The 21,868-nt window shown below is 47.9% G+C and carries 19 protein-coding genes, 1 rRNA gene and 1 riboswitch; of the genes, 14 read left to right on the forward strand and 6 right to left on the reverse strand.

Going from position 1 to position 21,868, the window contains the following annotated elements:
- Positions 1-25 precede the first annotated feature (25 nt).
- The 4 genes from rrf (at position 26) to ACR32F_RS04225 (ending at position 2,906) form a co-directional block, all read left to right on the forward strand.
- Positions 26-142 (forward strand): 5S ribosomal RNA (rrf, locus tag ACR32F_RS04210).
- 215 nt (positions 143-357) lie between these two features.
- A complete protein-coding gene (locus ACR32F_RS04215) occupies positions 358-981 on the forward strand; it encodes a deoxynucleoside kinase (RefSeq protein WP_440116443.1) in 624 nt (207 codons plus the stop codon).
- On the forward strand, positions 978-1,634 hold the full coding sequence (locus tag ACR32F_RS04220) for a deoxynucleoside kinase (protein WP_440116445.1): 657 nt from the start codon (positions 978-980) through the stop codon (positions 1,632-1,634). The genes ACR32F_RS04215 and ACR32F_RS04220 overlap by 4 nt, the downstream gene beginning before the upstream one ends.
- 789 nt (positions 1,635-2,423) lie before the next feature.
- Positions 2,424-2,906 carry a hypothetical protein gene (locus tag ACR32F_RS04225; RefSeq protein ID WP_440116447.1) on the forward strand — a complete coding sequence of 161 codons (483 nt, stop codon included), beginning with the start codon at positions 2,424-2,426 and terminating at the stop codon, positions 2,904-2,906.
- 572 nt (positions 2,907-3,478) lie between these two features.
- Here the strand turns inward: ACR32F_RS04225 and ACR32F_RS04230 are convergent.
- From ACR32F_RS04230 to thiM, 4 genes are all read right to left on the reverse strand, one after another.
- Complete coding sequence (locus ACR32F_RS04230; RefSeq protein ID WP_440116449.1) at positions 3,479-4,222, reverse strand: MerR family transcriptional regulator; 744 nt, start codon at positions 4,220-4,222, stop codon at positions 3,479-3,481.
- Between the two features lie 308 nt (positions 4,223-4,530).
- Complete coding sequence (gene thiE / locus ACR32F_RS04235; protein ID WP_440116451.1) at positions 4,531-5,196, reverse strand: thiamine phosphate synthase; 666 nt, start codon at positions 5,194-5,196, stop codon at positions 4,531-4,533.
- Complete coding sequence (gene thiD, locus ACR32F_RS04240) at positions 5,196-6,008, reverse strand: bifunctional hydroxymethylpyrimidine kinase/phosphomethylpyrimidine kinase (protein WP_440116453.1); 813 nt, start codon at positions 6,006-6,008, stop codon at positions 5,196-5,198. Before thiD ends, thiE begins: the two co-directional genes overlap by 1 nt.
- Complete coding sequence (gene thiM, locus ACR32F_RS04245; protein WP_440116455.1) at positions 6,005-6,817, reverse strand: hydroxyethylthiazole kinase; 813 nt, start codon at positions 6,815-6,817, stop codon at positions 6,005-6,007. Before thiM ends, thiD begins: the two co-directional genes overlap by 4 nt.
- Before the next feature lie 262 nt (positions 6,818-7,079).
- Positions 7,080-7,182, reverse strand: a riboswitch (TPP riboswitch).
- Between the two features lie 224 nt (positions 7,183-7,406).
- Here thiM and ACR32F_RS04250 point away from each other — a divergent pair.
- The 9 genes from ACR32F_RS04250 to ACR32F_RS04290 all read left to right on the forward strand — a co-directional run bounded on the left by ACR32F_RS04250 (position 7,407) and on the right by ACR32F_RS04290 (position 17,600).
- The gene (locus ACR32F_RS04250; protein WP_024628996.1) at positions 7,407-8,282 is read left to right on the forward strand and encodes a radical SAM/SPASM domain-containing protein; all 876 of its coding nucleotides are present in this window, start codon (positions 7,407-7,409) and stop codon (positions 8,280-8,282) included.
- A gap of 349 nt (positions 8,283-8,631) precedes the next feature.
- Positions 8,632-9,300 (forward strand): pectate lyase, encoded by a 669-nt coding sequence (locus ACR32F_RS04255; protein ID WP_440116458.1) that lies wholly within the window; start codon positions 8,632-8,634, stop codon positions 9,298-9,300.
- Positions 9,301-9,812: 512 nt separating this feature from the next.
- Positions 9,813-10,406, forward strand: coding sequence for an ECF transporter S component (locus tag ACR32F_RS04260; RefSeq protein WP_440116460.1), 594 nt, complete (start codon positions 9,813-9,815; stop codon positions 10,404-10,406).
- The gene (locus tag ACR32F_RS04265) at positions 10,407-11,915 is read left to right on the forward strand and encodes an ABC transporter ATP-binding protein (RefSeq protein WP_440116462.1); all 1,509 of its coding nucleotides are present in this window, start codon (positions 10,407-10,409) and stop codon (positions 11,913-11,915) included. It abuts the gene before it with no gap.
- Positions 11,890-12,684, forward strand: coding sequence for an energy-coupling factor transporter transmembrane component T family protein (locus ACR32F_RS04270; protein ID WP_440116464.1), 795 nt, complete (start codon positions 11,890-11,892; stop codon positions 12,682-12,684). Before ACR32F_RS04265 ends, ACR32F_RS04270 begins: the two co-directional genes overlap by 26 nt.
- 102 nt (positions 12,685-12,786) lie before the next feature.
- Positions 12,787-15,075, forward strand: coding sequence for an outer membrane protein assembly factor BamB family protein (locus tag ACR32F_RS04275; protein WP_440116466.1), 2,289 nt, complete (start codon positions 12,787-12,789; stop codon positions 15,073-15,075).
- 131 nt (positions 15,076-15,206) lie between these two features.
- Positions 15,207-16,025: a methionine ABC transporter ATP-binding protein gene (locus ACR32F_RS04280; RefSeq protein WP_440116468.1), complete on the forward strand. Its 819-nt coding sequence runs from the start codon at positions 15,207-15,209 to the stop codon at positions 16,023-16,025.
- The gene (locus tag ACR32F_RS04285) at positions 16,012-16,683 is read left to right on the forward strand and encodes a methionine ABC transporter permease (RefSeq protein WP_440116470.1); all 672 of its coding nucleotides are present in this window, start codon (positions 16,012-16,014) and stop codon (positions 16,681-16,683) included. Before ACR32F_RS04280 ends, ACR32F_RS04285 begins: the two co-directional genes overlap by 14 nt.
- Before the next feature lie 77 nt (positions 16,684-16,760).
- A complete protein-coding gene (locus ACR32F_RS04290) occupies positions 16,761-17,600 on the forward strand; it encodes a MetQ/NlpA family ABC transporter substrate-binding protein (protein WP_440116472.1) in 840 nt (279 codons plus the stop codon).
- Between the two features lie 109 nt (positions 17,601-17,709).
- Here the strand turns inward: ACR32F_RS04290 and ACR32F_RS04295 are convergent, their stop codons facing one another.
- Positions 17,710-18,573 (reverse strand): helix-turn-helix transcriptional regulator, encoded by an 864-nt coding sequence (locus ACR32F_RS04295; protein ID WP_440116474.1) that lies wholly within the window; start codon positions 18,571-18,573, stop codon positions 17,710-17,712.
- Positions 18,574-18,725: 152 nt separating this feature from the next.
- Here ACR32F_RS04295 and fabF point away from each other — a divergent pair, with 152 nt between their 5' ends.
- The gene (gene fabF, locus ACR32F_RS04300; protein ID WP_440116476.1) at positions 18,726-19,964 is read left to right on the forward strand and encodes a beta-ketoacyl-ACP synthase II; all 1,239 of its coding nucleotides are present in this window, start codon (positions 18,726-18,728) and stop codon (positions 19,962-19,964) included.
- Between the two features lie 186 nt (positions 19,965-20,150).
- Here the strand turns inward: fabF and ACR32F_RS04305 are convergent, their stop codons facing one another.
- Entirely contained in the window at positions 20,151-21,398 is a 1,248-nt protein-coding gene (locus tag ACR32F_RS04305; RefSeq protein WP_440119680.1) for a nitrate/nitrite transporter, read from the reverse strand.
- Positions 21,399-21,868: the final 470 nt, after the last annotated feature.

Genomic DNA, 21,868 nt, shown 5'->3' on the forward strand with positions numbered 1-21,868 from the left:
TGAAATGTAAGCTACAAGCTATGCGTTTGGTGGCGATGGCGGAGGGGTTCCACACGTACCCATCCCGAACACGACCGTTAAGCCCTCTAGCGCCGATGGTACTTGGACCGCAGGGTCCTGGGAGAGTAGGACGCCGCCAAGCAAAGAATAGACACGATCGGTTAAATTCGATTGTGTCTATTTTTTTATTCCTTCGGATTATTACATTTTCTAGGAAGTAATGATAGAACATTGAAATCTAAAAACTCATTTTATACATAAAATACTGGTCTTCGAAGCCTTGAAGCTATGATACAATAGGTTAGGTCAATTATAGAAACGGAAACACCTATAAGTACGAGGAGGAACAGGAACACGATGAAATCAGCCCCGTTTATTGCCGTGGAGGGTCCAATCGGAGCGGGGAAAACAACGCTGGCAACGATGCTTTCCCATGAATTAAATCTTCCACTGGTTAAAGAAATTGTAGAAGAGAATCCTTTTCTGGCGTCTTTCTATCAGGATATCGATGAATGGAGCTTCCAGCTTGAAATGTTTTTTCTGTGCAATCGGTTTAAACAACTGGAAGATACCGGTGCTCATTATATTCAGCAGAACACACCTGTCATTTCGGACTACCATATCTATAAAAATATGATTTTTGCTGATCGTACCTTAAAGGGAACGAAACGGGACAAATATCGTCAAATCTATCATCTGTTAACAGATGATCTGCCGAAGCCCAATCTGGTGCTCTATATTGAAGCTGAACTCGATACGTTGATGTACCGCATTAACAAGCGTGGGCGCTCATTTGAGCAGGACATGGACCCGGCATATATGGAACAACTGATCGCCGATTACAAAACAGGCATGAACTATCTGGCGAATGGCTCAAATCCGCCAATAATTATTAAGGTCAATGCGGAGCAACTTGATTTTGTGGAGCATCCTGAACACTTCAGGGAGATTGTTAATCAGGTAAAGGAGTATATCATATGAATAACTATGGCATTCCAACGAATGCATTGATTACGGTAGCAGGTACGGTTGGGGTGGGTAAATCCACGTTAACGGCTGCGCTGGCGCAGCGTTTGAATTTCAAGACCTCGCTGGAGCAGGTCGATCACAATCCTTATTTGGAGAAGTTCTATCATGATTTCGAGCGTTGGAGCTTTCATTTGCAGATTTATTTCCTGGCAGAACGCTTCAAGGAACAGAAGAAGATTTTTGAACTGGGTGGGGGATTCGTACAGGATCGTTCTATCTATGAAGATACGGGCATATTTGCACAGATGCATGCGGATCAAGGAACCATGTCTGCTACAGATTTCGAGACATACAGCAGTTTGTTTGAAGCGATGGTGATGACACCATATTTTCCACATCCAGACGTGCTGATCTATCTGGAAGGCAGTCTGCCGTCGATTTTGAACCGAATTACTGAACGCGGACGTGAGATGGAAATTCAGACGGATCGCTCGTACTGGGAACACATGCATGAGCGTTATTCGGTATGGATTAATCAATTTACGGCTTGCCCCGTGCTGCGCCTGAATATTGATGAGTACGATGTGCATGACCCGGCATCGGTGGATGCCATTCTTTCGCAGATTGCTGCTGTCATTCAACCTTCCAAGGAAGCTCAAATGTAGAACGTGTATATATCTCAGGGTGTCATTAGACATGAGATAATTAAAGCAATTAATGAGATGTAAAGTTATCCCCTCTATGCCGACGAAAGGCTGATGGAGGGGATATTTTGCGTTATTTTATAATTGTAATAGGAGAATTCTCAAGTGGTTTTGTCGACTTCTGCTCTGTTAAGTAGTATAGGAACCAGACGGTATGTCTCTGTTCGTCTGTTGCTGCACGTCGAAACGTTTCCTAATGTAAGGGTCAGTGGCTTGATCTGCGACTTGTGCGTAGAACTCAACCGTATATTGCTCGTCTTTAAAAGCATAATGTATTTCCTAGGGTATTCGGACGGACAGTCTGGAGAGATTTAGATCGGAGGTTGCGTACCTGCTAACGAAACATAAATAGCCATAAATTTTTGAAGATGCTCTATTTCAGCTTGACGTATCTCCAGAATACGGGCTTTTTCCACTTCTGTGGGTGCCAATTCTGCCAGTTTGGCGTAACAGCTAATGGCTTAGGATTCCTATGGATATACTTGGGGATTCTCCACAGATGGCCTTGGAAATTTGCCAACAGCATATTGTCATTCCGATGATAGGGAACATAATGCATAGGGGAAATTCCTTTCAGACATGTCTAAACCAGATTATGTGGGTGTTGGATGGATGTTCTTTTTCTTAAATGGTGAGCATAACGAAACGAAATAAGTAGAAAGTTGTTGAATAAAAGGGAATTTTGTGGTTTCATAGGAAAGGTGAATTCTGGAAAAGAAGCATAAGCATGACTCAGGAGGGAAAGACAACGTGGAAGAGAAACAAGGAATCAAAATCGGCTTGCCAATCGTTGGTGGATTGATTGCAGCTATTGTCGGGGGCATCGTATGGGCAGCCATTGCTGCAATGACCGAATATGAGGTTGGGCTTATTGCCATTCTGATCGGGGCGCTCACAGGTTATGCTGTAGTACTGTTCTCCAACAAACGAATCGCGACGGTACATAAGATCATTGCAGTTATTTTTGCGCTTATCGGCATTTTGTTGGGTAAATATCTGACGGTGGTGTATTTTGCATCCGAATTGTTTGGTGATGTTGGCGTGATGGGATTGGTGTTTGATGGCGAGATGATCAGTGCATTTGTGGAAACCTTTACGGATTACTTCAGTGAACCGGTCGATCTATTATTCATTGCACTTGCGATCATTTCTGCATGGCAAATCCCGGGTCGGATGGCGAAGACCAGTCTGGCATCGGACGCCTCTTCATCAGATTACGCTCCAAGAGCCTAATCGATGGATAGGAGGGAGCAGAGGAACTGTGTAATACAGGTACTGCTTCCGTTAAAAAAGTACTCAGAGTGAATGACTCTAACGGCTCATTTACATTGCGGCTGAGATACGAGAAAAGGGACGTGACGCCTTAGGGCGTGCGTCCCTTTTTGTATAAATCGAGTAGTGTTGAATTTCTGGGGTGCCCAGCGTTATTACTATATAAGTTGAACTAATCATTTACACAGAAACGGAGAGGACAGAAAAAACCTGAAAAAGCGAAGCGTTCGCCTTTATCAGCGGATTTTCCCCTTGAGAAAAGGGAATCAAAAAAATCTGGGGATAACAGCGATTGGAAGGTTATTCTGTCATCGGAGTGTACGTGTGAATATATCTTTAGTTCAACTTATATAGAACAGAATAGAACATGGCAGAGCGGCGGATATCTATCTAATACGAGCATATTGCTTATATGGAGAGAGAGCACCCTTTTATAGCAAGAGACAGATCGATATGGTCCTATTCGTCTCCAGTTAATGCCTGATTGCGAGGGGAAGTGAATAATGAACATGTGGACCCAAAGTAGGACTGAATTAATGGTTTTGATCGGCAAATGCATCCATGGCATCCCGCATAAATACCGCCAATCCTTCGCCAAATTGGTCAATATTACGTGTGAACCGTTCGTCGTCTACGTACATCTGACCCAATCCCCTGAAGGCTTCGAGCGAATAGCTCCCTATATTGTTCAGGTAGTCATACCATTCCATGATTCCGGCTTGGGCTTGCTCAGATGCTGGCTCCGTGTGGCGAAGTGCTGCCAGGCGCGTGTAAATATCATTCATTTGGTCGGATAGATCTTTTTGTTCCTTTGTGGACTGGCTGTGTAGTTTGTGGTTCAACTGATCCACAGCTTGGTCTCCCCAGCGTTGGCGCGCTTCCTGTTCGTACGGATTTTGGCTAAAATCAAACCCTTCAAATTGTTCTTTGGCTGTCATTTTAATTGCTCCTCTCACGTGTAAAATGGTTTTATCAATGGTGGCAATCATTTGATCCAATCGCTGTCGTTTGTCTAGCAGAATACGGCGATGCATATTTAGGGCTTCCTCGGGATTGAAGGAGGGGTTGTTTATAATTTCTTTGATATCCTTCAGGGAGAAATCGAGTTCCTTGAAAAATAAGATCTGCTGCAGCTTCTCCAGATTGGTATCTGAATATAGTCGATATCCGGCAGAAGTCACTTCGTCCGGGGTTAATAGTCCGATCTCATCGTAGTGATGCAGTGTGCGCACACTGATCCCAACAAGATCGGTGACTTCTTTCACCTTCATGGCCATGATCGAAACCTCCTTACACCACCGATTGTACAGCGTCACGTTACGTGAGAGTCAACAGTTGAAAATGAAAAAAATAAGATGCGAGCATGTAAGCTGCATCTTGATTATGAATGGGGTAACTAGATCATTGTATCGATCAGTCACCCTTAGGGCGAACGAATAAGCTTCTATATTAAAGACATTGGTTGCAGCGCTACAGGGTCGATGTGAGGGTCTCCTCTGTTATGGAGAGGAGGCAGAGCGGTGTGATGGGGCTGCACCATGCATTCGGTGCAGCCCACGGGGCTGGCAGTGCAGGGAGAACAGGGCTACGCCTGCATCCCGCGCACCGCCGCAGCGAACTGCGCAGCCGCTGCGCGCACGTCGGCCGCGCCCGCGATGGCGGAGATGACGGCTACGCCGTCGGCTCCAGCCGCCATCACGGCGGCCGTGGTATCGGGCGTAATGCCGCCGATACCCACCACCGGAACTGCGATGCCTGCGGCGCGCAGTTCCAATAGCCCTGCGTGGGCCAGCACAGCGTGGGCATCCGCTTTGGATCGCGTCGGGTATATTGGCCCGACGCCAAGGTAGTCGGCGCCCGCCTGCACCGCACGGCGCGCCTCATCCACGGAGTGGGCGGATACGCCAAGCATCCGCCCGGCTCCAATGCGGGCGCGTACCAGCGCCGCGTCCGCATCATCCTGGCCGACATGCACGCCGTCGGCTTCCACCGCCACAGCCAGCTCCACATCATCGTTCACGATGAACGGGACCCCGTGCTGACTGCACACCTCGCGAAGCTGCATCGCAAGCGTGATGCGGGCTTCGCCTGTAAGGGCGCCAGTTCCCTTTTCGCGGAACTGGAACAGCGTGATGCCGCCAGCGATGGCCTGGCGCAACACCTCCACAGGGTCTTGCGTCGTATTCACGCTACCCATGACCAAATACACCTGCATCGCACGTCGTACCGCGTCTGCATCCCAAGGGCGCATCACTGCTCACCACGCTGTCTGCGCTGATAAGCAAAATGATTCGTCGGCCCATGTCCGGCCCCAATCCCCAGCTCATCTTCAATGGCTGCCTGAATGAATGCTCGCGCGGTCGTGACGGTAGCCAGAGCAGGAAGACCTTTGGCAAGTTCGGCTGTGATGGCTGCAGAATACGTGCATCCTGTTCCATGGGTATGGCGAGTCACGACACGAACATGCTCCAGATAATGAAAAGACTGTCCATCATAGAGCACATCCACAATCATACCACTTCCCTCAGCATGGCCTCCTTTGACCAAAGCATACGTCGAGCCCATCTGTACAATCCGTCTTGCGGCTTCTTCCCGTTGACTCAGATTCGTAATGGACATCCCGGTAAGCAGTTCCGCTTCCGGAATATTGGGTGTTGTGATCAGAGCATGCGGCAAAAGCTCCGTAACCAACGCCTGTACAGCTTCCTGCTGGAGCAGCGGGGCACCGCCTTTGGCAACCATAACCGGATCGATAACCAGATTAGACCAGTTGAATTGCTGCCACTTCTCAGCGACCAGCCGTATAATCTCGGTGCTGTAGAGCATGCCTGTCTTCACCGCCGTGGGCTGGAAATCCTCCCCGGTCGAATCCAACTGTTGAGCGATACCCTCGTAAGGGATGGGAAAAACACCCTGTACACCTGTTGTATTTTGGGCAGCAATTGCTGTAATGACGGTCATGCCATACACGCCGAGCTCCTGAAATGTTTTTAGGTCAGCCTGAATTCCGGCCCCGCCTCCATTATCCGAGCCTGCAATCGTTAACGCTTGAGCGATACTCATTGTACACCCCCGCTGATCTGGCGAAGTTGTGCCCGCTGCGCCAAGATGTCAGGTGTCACTTGAGCCAGTTGGTTCAACAATTCAATCTGGAAGCTGCCCGGCCCCTGATGGGCGGTATGCTCTGCCGCAATTTCTGCTGCCACGCCATAGAAAGCAAGTGCTTCAACAACGCTGCTGAGCAAATCGTCCCCCGATTCGGCTATGGCTACAAAAGCACCGATAACCGAGCTGAGCAGGCAGCCTGCACCAGTAACCTGAGTGAGCAGGGCATGTCCATTACTCGTGAGAGATGTGGTTTGTCCATCGGTAATGATATCTTCTCTTCCAGTGATAACCACAACACAGCCGAGTTTCTGCGCTGCTCGCTCCGCAATTCCGATCCGGTCACCCTCGCCGTGACCTGCATCCACACCTTTGATGCTCCAGCGCTCACCGATGACATTGGCGACTTCCGCCACATTGCCTCGCAGTACCGTGAGGCGAAGCTCACGAATGAGCATCTGGACGGTTTCCGTACGATACATGGTTGCGCCAGCTCCGACCGGATCGAGCACAACAGGTACGTTATTTGCATTGGCAGATTGACCCGCGAGTCGGATGGATTGAACCACCCTTTCATCCAGCGTGCCGATGTTCAGGACAACCGCCCCAGATATCTTGGCAACATCAGCAACTTCTTCATATGCGTAAGCCATAAATGGGGACGCACCAAGTGCGAGCAGGCCATTGGCTGTAAAGGGAGCAACGACCAGATTGGTGATGTTGTGTACCAGTGGATTTTGAGTGCGAACACGTTCCAGATAAGACATATAAGTTCCTCCTTTTTTGAAATTCGTATCAGCAGGCATTAGGATTTCGACATCCAGACCTTGATCTGCGAAGGCTCCTTTCTCCTGTGTAACCTAGAGATGGTATGTACTGCATTTGGGTACCAGGAGCATAATGGACCGTTTGTCTCTAACATCTGCAAAAGAAATACAAAAAGACCCACCCATTTCCGGAGAAATGAGTGGGTCTGTAAGTTATATCCGTCGTTGATCTTCTCAACAAAATGAGAAAACCCCGCTTACTTAAAAGGCCGCTCCACTTCCCTCCGCTGGTATGATCCAGATCAGGTTCAAAGGGTCCGAATCGTTCAATTCGTCTCAGCCGTAAGGCTCCCCTAGTGCAAATGTTCAAAATATGCAGTTGTGTATTCAGCATATATCACATGGATGTGAACTGTAAAGAGGGAATCACCGCTTGGGAACCATAACGAGAACTCTCGCATTTGTTAGAAAATTAGAAAGGAAATTTACCTCGGCTCCCTAACCCGATATAATAGTGGTGGCGCATATTGGCCGGATCACAAATGCGGGTGGGACTGTTCTCCCTCCCAAGCAGAATGGGGACCCTGAGTTGAAAACGTTCAAGAAAGTATATATTGAGATCACAAGTATATGTAATCTGGCATGCAGTTTCTGTCCGCAGACCAAACGAGCTAAAAATTTCATTGACCCTGAAGTCTTCAACAATATATTGGATCAGATTAAACCCCATACCAAACATATTTATTTGCACGTCAAAGGTGAACCATTGCTTCATCCCAAAATTGATCTGTTACTGGATTCAGCGCATGAAAAAGGGTTCAAGGTCAATATTACGACCAATGGCACGTTATTGCCCAAGACCCAACATAAATTGCTCGGCAAGCCGGCACTGCGCCAGATGAACTTCTCCTTACACAGCTTTGATGGGCATGAAGGTTCAACAGATCGTGAGGGCTATTTGGGCAACGTATTGTCTTTTGTCCGTGAAGCCGTGAAGCACAATGTCATTATTTCATTCCGACTCTGGAATCTGACACAGGATAACTTTACAAATGCCCAGATGAGCCGAAACCGGGAAACGCTTGAAGTCCTTGAACGGGAGTTCAACCTGGATTTCCGCATTGAGGAAAAGGTGGTACCGGGCAGTGGTGTCAAGATTGCTCCAAATGTGTACCTGAATCAGGATCATGAATTTCAGTGGCCGAGTCTGGATGCCCCCGAAGATGACGGCAAGGGCTTCTGTCACGCGCTTCGCAGTCAGGCGGCAGTGCTTGTGGATGGAACGGTCGTTCCATGCTGTCTTGATGGTGAGGGGGTAATTAACCTGGGCAACGTTCACGAGAAGTCTTTCTCGGAGATTGTGGACGGCGAAAGAGCCAACAATCTGTTCTATGGTTTCTCCAAACGGGAAGCGGTGGAGGAATTATGTCGGAAATGCGGATATCGCCAGCGGTTTGGAGCCTAAGCATCTTACCTCAGTCAGCCTGAAGCGATTCAAGATCACACATTTGGAGACAGATGTAGTGGTCTTTCTTTATTATAGGGAATTAAAGCTAGGGGTACCGCACGTTACAAATTAGCATACCTGAGGTTGATATCAGCATATTGATCCAGGGACATGGGTTGCAAAAATGCCGATATGACAGGGATTTTGCTGTGTCATTATACATCTGACCTAATGATTATTCTTGTTACCTTCCTTATTTGGTAGGATTAGGTTGTGGTTCTCCAGCGTGCACCTTTGGTGAACTTCCAGTACAAGCCCAGGCTTGTACACAACCAAAAAACGAGAGAATAAGGGAGGAAATGAAGTTATGAAAAAAATGTTGACATTGTTGCTGTCCGCTGGTCTGGTTGCTTCCATATTTGGTGCAGTTCCGGCTGCGGCTGCGCCTACGGTTGTAAACTCAACGATTGTTGTACCAAAGGGCACCACCTATGACGGTAAAGGGCAAACCTATGTAGCCAATCCTTCCACACTGGGCGACGGATCTCAGGCAGAGGGTCAGAAGCCAGTCTTCCGACTGGAGGCAGGGGCCACGCTCAAAAACGTAAATATCGGATCACCTGCTGCCGATGGTGTTCATTGTTATGGCAGCTGTAATATATCGAATGTAGTCTGGCAGGATGTCGGTGAGGATGCATTGACATTGAAGTCGGCCGGAACGGTCAACATTACTGGTGGCGCAGCCTACAAGGCATATGATAAAGTGTTCCAGACGAATGCAGCCGGGACGATTAACATTAAAAATTTCCGTGCAGATGATATCGGCAAGCTGGTGCGTCAAAATGGTGGAACTTCCTTCGCGGTTAACATGACGCTGGATAACTCCAACATTTCCAATGTGAAAGATGCGATTATGCGTACAGACAGCAGTACATCACAAGGGAAAATTACGAATACCCGCTATTCCAAAGTACCAACCCTTTTCAAGGGCTTTGCTTCAGGGAAAACGAGCCAATCCGGGAACACTCAATATTAAAAACGATAATACCTTGAAATACGAGTGAAGGCTTGTACGGATAAGGTGCTATCTTACATCGTGAAGTATGTCAAGAAGGCATCCAGGGGGATGCCTTTTCCTATGCCAACTTTGGATTTTCGTAGAGAGCATTGCCACAAATACCCATGTGTTGTACATTAGAAGCAATGAAATAAGTGAACCGGGAGCTCAATGAAGTTGGGCTGAGAGAGCGGCCTTGTGCCGCTGACCGTAGATCTGATCTGGGTAATGCCAGCGTAGAGAACATGAATTTGCGATGTACAATGTGCAATGGTAAGGGTGAGGAATAGACGATGAATGCCAGATTTCTTGGGTGCAGAGGGACTTTTTCTGATGTGACAAGGATGAGGTCGTTGGTCTCTTCTTTCTCTGCACATGCCGGATGCGCAGCATCGTAACCATTGTAAACTGTGCGTATGGCCTGCCTGGGAACCGGGGAGGCTTTTTTGTTATTTTTATAACCTTAGGGAAACAAGGAAGGAGTAGAGAACATGTCAACAGCAGTAGGCAGCAACAGATTGAAGTTAACTGATATTCTGGTAACGATTGTGATTGCAGTGGTATTCGGGGTCATCTACAAAATATGGGGACCTACATATGATCTGATGAAGCCATTCGGCGTGCATGCGGAGCAGATGATTTACGGCATGTGGTTTATGGCGGGAACCTTCGCCTATGTCATTATTCGGAAGCCGGGTGTAGCCATTCTGGCTGAAGTTGCGGCGTCAACAGTGAGTGCTTTTCTCGGAAGTGAATGGGGCATGTCTACACTGGTATATGGATTGTTGCAAGGGCTCGGAGCGGAGATTTTCTTCGCCGCATTTCTGTATCGGAAAAGCAATCTGTTCGTCACCTGCCTGGCGGCGATTGGGGCTGCGGCAGCTTCGCTTCTGCTGGATTATCAGTACGGATATATCGATTCTCTCTCGGCGTGGAACTACACGCTCTTTATCGGTTTCCGCTTCATCGGCAGTATTCTGATTGCGGGAGTATTCGCCTATTCTCTTGCCAAAGCGCTGGAGCTGACAGGAGTGACGCGCTCGCTCAGACCGGTGGCGAAGCAGGATTATGAGGCATTGGACTAGATGAAAGGAGAGGGGAATGCGCAGTCGGTAGGTGTTACGAATCTAAGATGCAAGTTCCCGGGAGAGAAAGCCTTGGTGTTTCAAGGCATGTCTCTCTCTGTGCGTCAGGGGGAAAAAGTGTTACTGCTTGGGCCGAGTGGCTCTGGCAAATCGACCTTGCTGCAAATTCTGAGCGGTTTGATTCCACGATCTGTGGAGATTCCGATGAAATGTGATGATATTCAGGTGCCAGCGCATCCTGGTATTGTTTTTCAGGACCCGGATACCCAGTTCTGTATGTCCTATACGGATGAAGAGATCGCTTTTGTACTGGAAAACCGGAACATTCCACGCGAGCAGATGCCTGCTCTTATCCATCGATACCTGGATCAGGTGGGGTTGAGCTTTGAAAATGATCGAACATTCATTCAATCCATGTCTCAGGGCATGAAGCAGCGCCTTGCGATGGCTTCGATTCTCGCGATGGAGCCGGATGTACTTTTTCTGGATGAACCAACGGCACTGCTGGATGATGAGGGGACCTCTCAGGTATGGGATACGGTAAAACAGATTGCACGGGACAAAACGCTCATTATTGTGGAACATAAAATTAATAAAATCGTCGAGTGGGTAGACCGAATCATCGTCTTGTCGCCTGAAGGAAAGATTGTAGCGGATGGCCCGGCGAATCAGGTGTTTACAAATGAGTTGGAGAAGCTGAGGGAATACGGAATCTGGTATCCGGGTGTTTGGGAAGAGCGAGGCGAGACGATGGCACAGGCGTTGGTCTCAGGCGAGCATGATCGCTACGGGACCACAGAATTTAAACATATAGATAACAAACAGGAGCAAGCTTCTGCTCTGCTCCAGCCAGCCCTGGAAATGCGGCAATTCACCGGATGGCGTGGAAAAACACCGTTCATACAGGTGGATCAGGCACAGGTCCGGCATGGAGATTGGGTGGGGATTGTGGGGGCTAATGGTGCAGGTAAAAGTTCATTGTTGCTGTCCATGATGAATATCCTCAAGACGACAGGTCATTATGTTGTGGAAAGACAACCCGCGGGAAAAACCGAGCAGCTTGCAGATCACATTGCTTTTGTATTCCAGAATCCCGAATTTCAATTCGTGACGAATACGGTTCGGGATGAAGTGGGATTTTCATTGCTGGGTGACAAACGAACTGTCGAAGAAAGAAATGTCCGAACCGATCATATGCTGGAGCAATTTGGACTGATTGAACTGTCCGAGAGGCATCCATATCAATTGTCGATGGGGCAGAAACGTCGACTGAGTGTAGCCTCGGCACTGGTACGGGAACAGCGTATTCTGTTACTGGATGAACCTACCTTTGGACAGGATGCGCGCAATACCTTTGCGATGCTATCACAGCTGGAGCAATTGCGGCGCGAAGGGACTGCCATTGTCATGGTTACGCATGACCTCGAAATTGTGAAACGTTACTGTACCCGAATCTGGACAGTGGATGAGGGGAGGTTACTGGATGCAGATCTCGTTTCCTCATCGTGAGACCTGGCTTCACGCGGTGAATCCGGGGTTGAAAATGATTTTTCTGACGTTGCTGTTTGTTTTCGTCATCCTTGTTCACAACCTGAATGTCATGGCAAATGTGGCGGTTGTCATGCTGTTGCTGCTGTGCTGGACAGGTCACCCATGGTATAGGTTGTTACTGTATGCGTCGCCCTTTATTCTGGTGTTTATCTCCACCTCAACAGGCATGATGATGTTTGGTAAAGGCGAGACCACTTGGTTTAAGTGGGGATTGATCCATATTACGGAAGAGAGCTTCTATCGTGGGTTACATCTGGGATTCCGTTCGATCAGTATGGCGGCTGCGGGATTATTATTCGGCTTAACGACCAAACCTGTTCGACTCTTTTATTCCCTCATGCAGCAGTGGAAGCTTCCACCCAAGTATGCCTATAGCTTTCTGGCGGCGATGCGTATGATTCCGATTCTGCTGGATGAATTCCAGACGCTGCGTTACGCCATCCGCATTCGGGGAACGAGGCAGCGCGGCTCGCGCTGGAATGTATACGGCACGCTGAAACGATATGCCATCCCGCTGCTTGCGCAGAGCATCCGTCGTGCACAGCGAATGGCAGTGGCGATGGAGGCGAAAGGATTTACGGAAGGCGCGAGCCGCACGTATTACCACCAGATCGGGTATTCCCGGGCGGATGTGTGGTTTATAGGGTATTTTGCCATCATGTTAACGGCTGCCTGCATATTAGGGATCAGCATTCCTTATCATCCTACGATGGTGGACGTAAGGTGAGACTGAATCTGAGGATGCAAGATATTTGGAAGTAATAGTAACTTTTCCTTGTTCCAAACGTCTTATATGGAAATAACATCTAATGGATGGGGATGAGCAAGTTTGAAGACGGGTCGCAATGGGAAAAGAACGGCTTTCAAATGGATGACCATTGGCGGAATATCGGCTGTACTTGTCACGGGCTTCATAATGCAAAATCTGAATGCGGTAACCGCAGAAGGGCAAAGCTCCACTTCAACCATTCAAGCCTTATCTGCACAAGCGAAAACGACCTACAAACCGGGTGATACGGTGACTTTGGCAACGGGTGTCCCCCTATATACGCAAGTGAAAGATAACAAAGTGGCCGTTGATCTAATGAGGATAGAGAACTACACCTCTACTGTGGGAAAATTAAAAGTCCATACGGTTCGTGGGGAATGGATCAAATTCAAAGATAACAACATAGGGGATTTCTGGATACCTGGCTGGTATGCATCCAAAGAAAGCAGAAGTCTAAAGGCTACAATGCCCGAGACGTTCAGTCTGCGATCGGGAAGTAAACTTTATCTGACTCCGGGAAGCTCAACCAGTTGGTCCACAGATGCATCGATGACAGATCAAGCGTTCATTGTTGCAGCGACGAAGGACTGGTATGGCGTGTCTATGGCTCCCCGCGTCTGGAACAAGGAATCATCTACATATCGACCTTCATTACTCTGGGTGAAGGCACAGGATGTTGAGCAGCATGCACATGTAGCGGATGGCTGGTTTCAACAAAATACATCCTTGCCCACATCCGCTATACGTCATTTGACCGATATCATGCTGAACAAAAAAACGACATCCAAACAAGTCAAGCAATGGCTTGGTGAACCGGATTGGAAAGAACACTCCAGCAATCTAAAAGACACTGGTTATCCAATGAGTATTGGACAGACCTGGCGATATGAGCGAGCAGACGGCCAGTTCTTGGTGACATTTAATAAGAGTGGCAAGCTTGTCAGAACACGCTGGAATATCCTCCGGGATGATCGAAACCATGTGGTTTCCGATTGGAACATCAGTCGTTCCGATGAGTATGAATTCACCACTAAAATACATGGCAAGCTGCTGCCGACCACACTACCCTGGCATTCGGTATGGACCAACCAGGGGGGTATCAACTACACTTTTTTGCAAGCAGCTACGGATGATGTTCTCTTGATGCAAGGCGATGATGGTGGGTTTAGTGGTTTTCATTATGAGAGTTCTGCATACGCACTTGACCGACATTCCGGCAAGAAATTATGGGAGATTAATGCGGGGTATGGAAGACAGCAGGCAGAGGTGGATGCGGGACGCCAACAGGTTACAATCTATACCGATTATGACCCTAAGAAGAAAGAATACGTAGATCGCATACGCCACCTCCAGTTGAAGAGCGGTGATGTCGTATGGGAGTATGCCCCCAAGCAAAAATTCAGATTGAATGGCATCACTGCCGCAAAGAATGTAGTCGTTGTGAATAGTCCGGTTGTTGAAGGCTCAAGCAATAGCTGGTTAACCGTGTTGGATAGTGCAAACGGCAAAACACTGTGGACAAGAAAACTAACTACCGGTTATGAATTATTGAACAAGGGTGCAGAAGATCCTTATGTGATGTATTGGGAAAAGGATAAACTGATTGCAGCCGATCCGAAGTCTGGCCGAACCATATGGAGCATCAAGGTTGGTAAATCGACTGTGGATCATCCTGAGAATAATTCGTACTTTGACGGAATATATCGTCTTGATCCGTTTGGAACCGCACAGCCAGAACGCTGGATGCTGCTGGATGACCAGTGGGTGCTGGTCGATCTGAATACTGGCAAGAAACTTGCACAATTTGCTGCCCGGGTTGGACAGCAAATTGAGGTGCTGAATGACGGAATGGTGCTCATTCGAGAGAACAAAAACGGGGAAATGTATGGAGATCATGGAGATTTTACAACCACACTGTATGATGCCAAGGCCGGGAAAAAATGGTGGACGCAAAATAACAAGATTGAACGAGGGCTTGTGGAGGACGATCAATTATATGTAATCAAAAACGGTTATCCGGCAGCACTTGCATATGATACAGGTGAAACCCGCTGGACTGCACAAAACACGATTTCGTCCCTTCGATCCTCTACCAACCAGGGGAGTTACCTGGTGATTGACGATCAGCTTTTGCTGCCGATGGGTGAGGATCTTCTGATCATGGATAAAAAGGACGGTACTTTGATCGGCCGTGTGCATGACGTGGTGATGGGAAGCCCGGAACATCGGGATCGGGATGCAAAGAACGGTACGATGAATCGGCTTGGAGATGAAGTCTATATCGGGTCGTCCAACGGACGGTTTAGTTTATATGAAACAAGTGGCTTGAATACGGATATCTCACGTTAAAGCTTGTTTCATGCGGAATGATGATTTATTATAGATAAACAGGATTGCTCGCGCTCCGGTTATCGGCTGTGCGGGCTTTCTTCATGTGTTCTTGAAGGACCATGTACGATCAATCGCAGGAGGAATCTCCCATGATTTCATTATACGGGGTAAGCAAGCGTTATACCGAGCGTGGGTCCCGTGACGATCAGGGATTCGAAGCATTAAGCTCGGTTTCCCTTGAAGTAGGCCAGGGAGAAATCCACGGCATTATCGGTTCCAGTGGTGCAGGGAAATCCACGCTTCTGCGGATGCTCAACGGTTTGGAAACGCCGGATGATGGTGAGGTCATTGTGAATGGGCAGCACCTGGCCCGGATGAGTGAGCAGAGTTTGCGTCAGGCGCGAAGGTCCATTGGCATGATTTTTCAGCACTTCAACCTCGTCAGTAACCGAACGGTGAGTGGCAATGTCTGCATGCCTCTGGAGCTGGCTGGTATTTCCCGCGCACAGCGGCTTGACCGTGGTCTTGAGGTGCTGCGGTTTGTAGGACTGGAAGACAAGGCGGATCAATATCCTGCACAGCTTAGTGGAGGGCAGAAACAGCGTGTGGCCATCGCAAGAGCACTTGCCAGCCGACCGGATGTGCTGCTCTGTGATGAACCAACATCCTCGCTTGATCCGCAGACTACGAGCGGCATTCTCGATGTACTGCGTCATGTCAATGAAACGTTGGGCGTGACCATTGTCGTTGTTACGCATGAGATGGAAGTGGCCCGAAGACTTTGCCACAGGATATCGGTCATGAAAGAGGGACGAATTGTCAAAACGCTGTCGGAAGCGGAAGTGCGCAGCATACCTGTACCGAAGCCTGATCTATTGACCTCCTTGCTGATGGGTGAAGATCTATCCATGATCGGACGAGATACCTCTCTTCATAGCGGTCAGGAGGACCATAATGATGATTCCTGAATCCGTTATAAAGTATCAGCATGAAATATGGCAGGCCATTGGAGAGACCTTTGTCATGGTGGGGATCTCCATTACGGCGGCTGTGTTAATCGGGTTGCCTTTGGGCACACTGCTGTATCTGTTCAGAAGAGGGCAGCGTTATCAGAATCGGCCTCTGTTCATCATACTGGGAAGTCTCGTCAACATCATTCGTTCCTTCCCGTTTCTGCTGCTTGTCGTATTTATGATTCCGTTCACCCGTTTGGTCGTTGGCACATCCATCGGGACACTGGCGGCAACCGTTCCACTCTCGGTTATTGCCATTGCCTACTACGCCAGACTGGTGGAACAGGCGTTGCTGGATGTACCCAAGGGAGTGGTTGAAGCTGCTTCATCCATGGGAGCATCGACGATGCAGCTTGTAGTGAAATTCCTGTATGTGGAGGCCCGCTCAGGACTTGTCCTCGGTTTAACAACAGCCACGATCAGCTTTATCTCATACTCTACGGTTATGGGCATTGTTGGTGGCGGCGGGGTTGGAGATTTTGCCATTCGCTACGGTTATCAGCGCTTCGAGACGGAGATTATGGTATTTACGATTATCATTATGATTATCCTGGTACAGATGATTCAATTCACAGGCAGCAGATTGTCCCGATGGCTGGATCGCAGATCCTGAAGAAGGATGGAGCAATAGGGCATGCTGAAGAATTAAGCATAACCAATACAGATTACAAGATGAGGGGTAAACACTAGATGAAAGCAAAATTAATGCTCATGTTGCTTGCAGTAACGCTGGTAGCAGCCGGATGTGGCAAAAAAGAAGAGACGCCTGCGGCGGAAGGAAACAAGGAAGGCAGCCAAGCAGCACAAGAAGTTACTTTAAAAGTAGCAACATTGATACCGCCAATGACAGAAGTATTGGATATCGTGAAACCACTGTTGAAGGAAGATGGTGTTAATCTGGAAGTGGTCGTACTTTCGGACAATGTTCAACCGAACACTGCACTGGCGAACAAGGAAGTGGATGCAAACTTCTTCCAGCACGTGCCTTACATGAATCAGTACAATGAAGCAAATAACGCCAACCTGGTGGCAGTACAGCCAATCTACAACGCGATCTATGGAGGCTACTCCAAAAAGTACAAATCCATTGAAGCATTGCCGGAAGGTGCAACGATTGCTATCGCTAATGATCCTTCCAACATTGGTCGCTCTCTTGTGATGTTGGAGCAGAATGGGCTGATTAAGCTGAAAGAAGGCGTGAGTTTCAATGCAACACAGGCAGACATCACCGAGAATATGAAGAACTTCAAGTTCAAAGAAGTGGATCTGTTAATGTTGGCTCGCATGATGGATGATGTTGACCTGGTAGCCATGACTCCGGCATATGCCAGTCCACTGGGTCTCACACCGAAGAAGGATGCATTGTTAACCGAGAAGGACGATTCCCATTTTGCCATTACACTGGTTGCCCGTGAAGACAACAAGGATTCTGAGGCCATTCAGAAGCTGGCGAAACGTATGGCGGGTCCGGAAGTGAAAGCCTTCTTCCAAGAAAAATATGCAGATATTGCGATCCCGGCGTTTGAATAAATATTATGTAGAACAAATTCAAATCAGTAAGAGTTAAATTAAAATATCAAAGGTAACTAATCTATGAAGATCCGAGTGTAAGTCACTCGGGTCTTTTTAGACATCCAAATTAGCTGTTACCGAGGTTGTATTCGGCTTCCTTTTCCATTAGGCGTATCAGTTTGCGCTCCGTAGCGGTGTCGGGTGCAGGTGTGTATATACTGCATCGCAGATCGGCATTTCCCTGAACCTGTAATGAAGTAAGATTGAATAACATTTTGCCTGCTCTGGAATGTCTGAATTCAATCAACACGTCAGGAGCACTGCTGACACTGCTTTGTTTCCAGAGGGGTTGAAAATCAGGGTACCTGCCCATCATGTCATCCAGAAATAAATTATACCATTCGTCATCGACATATTGACCATAATATGCTCGGAAAATAGCCAAGAATCCGCTAACAAAATCCTCCCAATTAACCGCAAGTCTTCGCAATTCCTTTCGTTCAAACAATAAACTGATCATATTCCGCTGCTCAGCAGGAATCTGTTCGAAGTCCATAAACACATGTCGGGCGGCTTCATTCCAGCCTACAATGTGACAGCGTCGGTCCGAGATGATCGTGGGACAATTGCGAAGTTCCTGCAATATTTTCTGTAAGGAGGGATGAATTTGGAGCGGTTTCTCATCCAGAATGTGAAGTTCCGAATGGTATTCTAGGGCAAGGGAAAACAAATACTTCCGCTCATCTGTTGTCAGCCTGAGAGCAGACGCGATGTTGTCTAACACCGAATGAGAAACTTGAATATCCCGACCCTGTTCTAGCCAGGTATACCAGGTTGTGCTTACACCTGCCAATTGTGCCACTTCTTCTCTCCTTAAGCCTGGTGTTCTTCGACGAGAGCCAGTGGGTAAACCAACCGATTCGGGAGAAATTTTGGAGCGTTGATTTTTTAGAAAAGTGGACAATGCCTGTAATCTTACATCGTGATTCAAACCATCACATCCGATCCTCAGTTTATCATGGTAGTCATTATACTATTATATTTGACAACTTGTAATAGGATAATCCGAATGGCAATATAAGTGCATGACTTTAATTTAAACCAGTATTCAAGAGAACTAAATAGCACTAAGGAGGATGGGTTATGGAGCGCGTGGTGATCACAGGAATGGGGATTATCTCTCCTTTGGGGAATGATGTGCATACATTTTGGAACGGATTGGTAGAGGGGAGGTCGGGGATTTCACCGATTGAAGCTTTTGATACAACCTCCTACAAAACGAAGATAGCAGGTGCGGTACGTGATTTTGATGGAGAGGAACGGTTTGGACGGAAGGAAGCACGGCGTATGGATCGGTTCGTGCAATTTGCTGTAGCGGCAGCCGATCAGGCTCTATCTCACTCCGGTCTCGTAATGGATCATGTGGACAGGGAGCGGGTTGGTGTCTATATCGGTTCCGGTATCGGCGGGATTCAAACGTTGATGGAGCAAGGCAAACTCCTGTCTGAACGTGGGCCTGCACGAGTCAGTCCAACACTGGTGCCCATGATGATATCCAATATGGCAGCGGCCATGGTGAGCATGAGATTTGGTTGTTGGGGACCTACTCTCTCTCCGGTGACAGCATGTTCGATTGGCAACACAGCCATAGGTGAAGCCTTCCGACTGATCCGTCATGGTGGAGCAGACGTGATTTTTGCTGGAGGCGCGGAAGCAGCTGTTACAGAAGTATCACTGGCAAGCTTCGGCAATGCGACCGCACTATCTACAAGAAATGAAGCGTTTGAAGGAGCGAGCCGTCCCTTTGATGCAGGTAGAGACGGTTTTGTCATGGCCGAAGGTGCTGGGATTCTCGTAGTGGAGGCCTTGTCTCATGCACTTGCAAGAGGGGCTAATATCTTAGCGGAAGTCATTGGGTATGGCGCCAGTTCAGACGCCTATCATATGGTAGCCACCCATCCAGAAGGACGGGGTGCGTACTTGGCCATGAAAGCCGCTCTGGCAGAAGCACAGCTTCAGCCCCATGAGATTGATGTCATTAATGCTCATGCTACCAGTACGGAAGCAGGCGATCTGTCCGAGACCAGGGCGATCAAGCAGTTGTTCGGTGATGAAGCCTATCGGATTCCAGTAACAGCCAACAAATCGATGACTGGACATATGCTGGGTGCAGCCGGTGGGGCGGAAGCGATATCGTTAATCCAAAGTCTGCGGAGCGGAATTATACCACCAACGATTAATCAGGAGCAGAACGACCCGGAATGTGATCTGGATTATGTACCGAACGTCGCAAGAGAGGTTCAATTACAGATTGGGATGTCTAATTCATTTGGCTTCGGTGGACACAATGCCGTTATCATTATTCAGAAGTATCTATCGTAAGCAGACAGAGAACAGCGATAGCCCATAGGCAACGCTGTTCTCTGGTTATTTAATGGACAAGCATAATAACTGACCATTTTCCGTAAATCCAAAAAGCGGCCAACTCTTGTACCCGGGAGCGAGTTGAATCGAATGATGCAAAATGCTGAACGAACAACTTGCGTAAACGATAGATCCATTTATATTTTAGGAAGAAAGGGACGTGGATTCGGTCATACTTGTACTTCCTTGGTTTACAGGGTTAGATCTATTCAGCCAACTGATCCGCCAGCGGGATTGCATGAACAGCACAAGGAACAGGGATGCAGCCGCGATCAGGCTAAGGATGACGAATCCTGGTGTATAGGATTGATAGGTGTTGTACAACTGACCGAGGATTAGGGGCAATGCATATCCTCCCAGTCCGCCAGCTGCACCGACGATACCTGTCATGAGCCCAATTTCGTTGCCAAACCGCTGGGGAACCAGCTGAAATACGGAGCCATTACCGGCGCCAAGGCACATCATGCCGAGAAACAGCATGACAACCACAACGGGAAGCGGGGGCATAAAGGATACACCAACGAGCATGATACATGCTCCGGTATATAGGAAGGTCAACATGCGTGTCCCCCCAAGTTTGTCAGCCAGATAACCACCTACTGGCCGGAAGAAGCTGCCTGCGATTACGCAGAACGTTGTGATGTCAGCAGCACGAACAGGAGACAATCCGTATTGTGTATTGAAAAAGATGGTCAAATAGTTACATAACCCAACGAATCCGCCGAAGGTAACACAATAAAAGGCACAGAACACCCATGCATCCTTTTGCTTCAGCAATGTCCCATATTCGGACAGCTTCTTTGGTGCGGGACGATTAGGGCTATTACGGGCAAAGAGGGAGAAGAAAATAAATACGATAACGATTGGAATGATGGCAAGTCCAAACACAACTTCCCAGCTGCCAAAATGTGCAGCCAGCCGATTGGCGAACAACGTAGCGAGCACGGTTCCGCTGTTGCCAGCCCCTGCAATACCCATCGCCAGCCCTTGATGCTCCTTGGGATACCATTGACCCGCCAAAGGCAGGGCGGCAGCAAAAGAGGCTCCGGCTACACCGAGTAATAGAGCGACTACATATAACTGACTCAGTGAGTCAACCCATAACCAGCCCAGCAATAACGGAATAAGAGTAACGATCATGCCGATTTGTGCGGTCCGTTTCGGGCCCATATAATCTGACATGAAGCCGAGCACAAGCCGGAGAATAGAACCACCGAGAATGGGTAGAGCCACCAGGTTTGCCTTTTCCAAGGGACTCATTGGGAAATCCATCGCAATGACGACCGCGAGTGGGCCAAGCATACCCCAAATCATAAAACTGATGTCAAAATACAGAAATGCGCCGAAAAGAGTAGGCCTATGACCGCTTTTCCAAAAACTCTTGCTCTCCATCATCCTTCATCGCTCCTCATCCAATTGAAATCTTCGTGACTTGTCTATGTGCATATTCAGGCAGAAAAGGCCGCAATTCGTCCTGTTCATGAACGATTTGCGGCCCCGTTGCCGACAGGCGGAACACGTCATTGTGTACCGCACCTGATATGATCACAGCATTGTGATTTTGATTCAAATTATAAAAAGTAAAACGGACAATGTCAATAAAAATAACATAAAACCGATAAATGTTTCTTTTTTAATGTTATTATGTAAAGAAAAATAACACTTTGTGTGATTTATTGTTTTGAATATATTATACAGGGGCTTTAGTAATGGTTCATCTTTTGTGATTTGTGAAGGTAACAGAGGATAAGTCATTAGTTCCCTGGTTGCATGTAAACATGCAGAATGACTCATGAATCTGGTCAGAATTTTGGTTATGATGTTTATTAGGGGCACATATGTACGTATTTTTGATAATATTA

Origin of the sequence: Paenibacillus hebaui (genome assembly GCF_051934385.1) — a bacterium.
Classification (GTDB): Bacteria; Bacillota; Bacilli; order Paenibacillales; family Paenibacillaceae; genus Paenibacillus.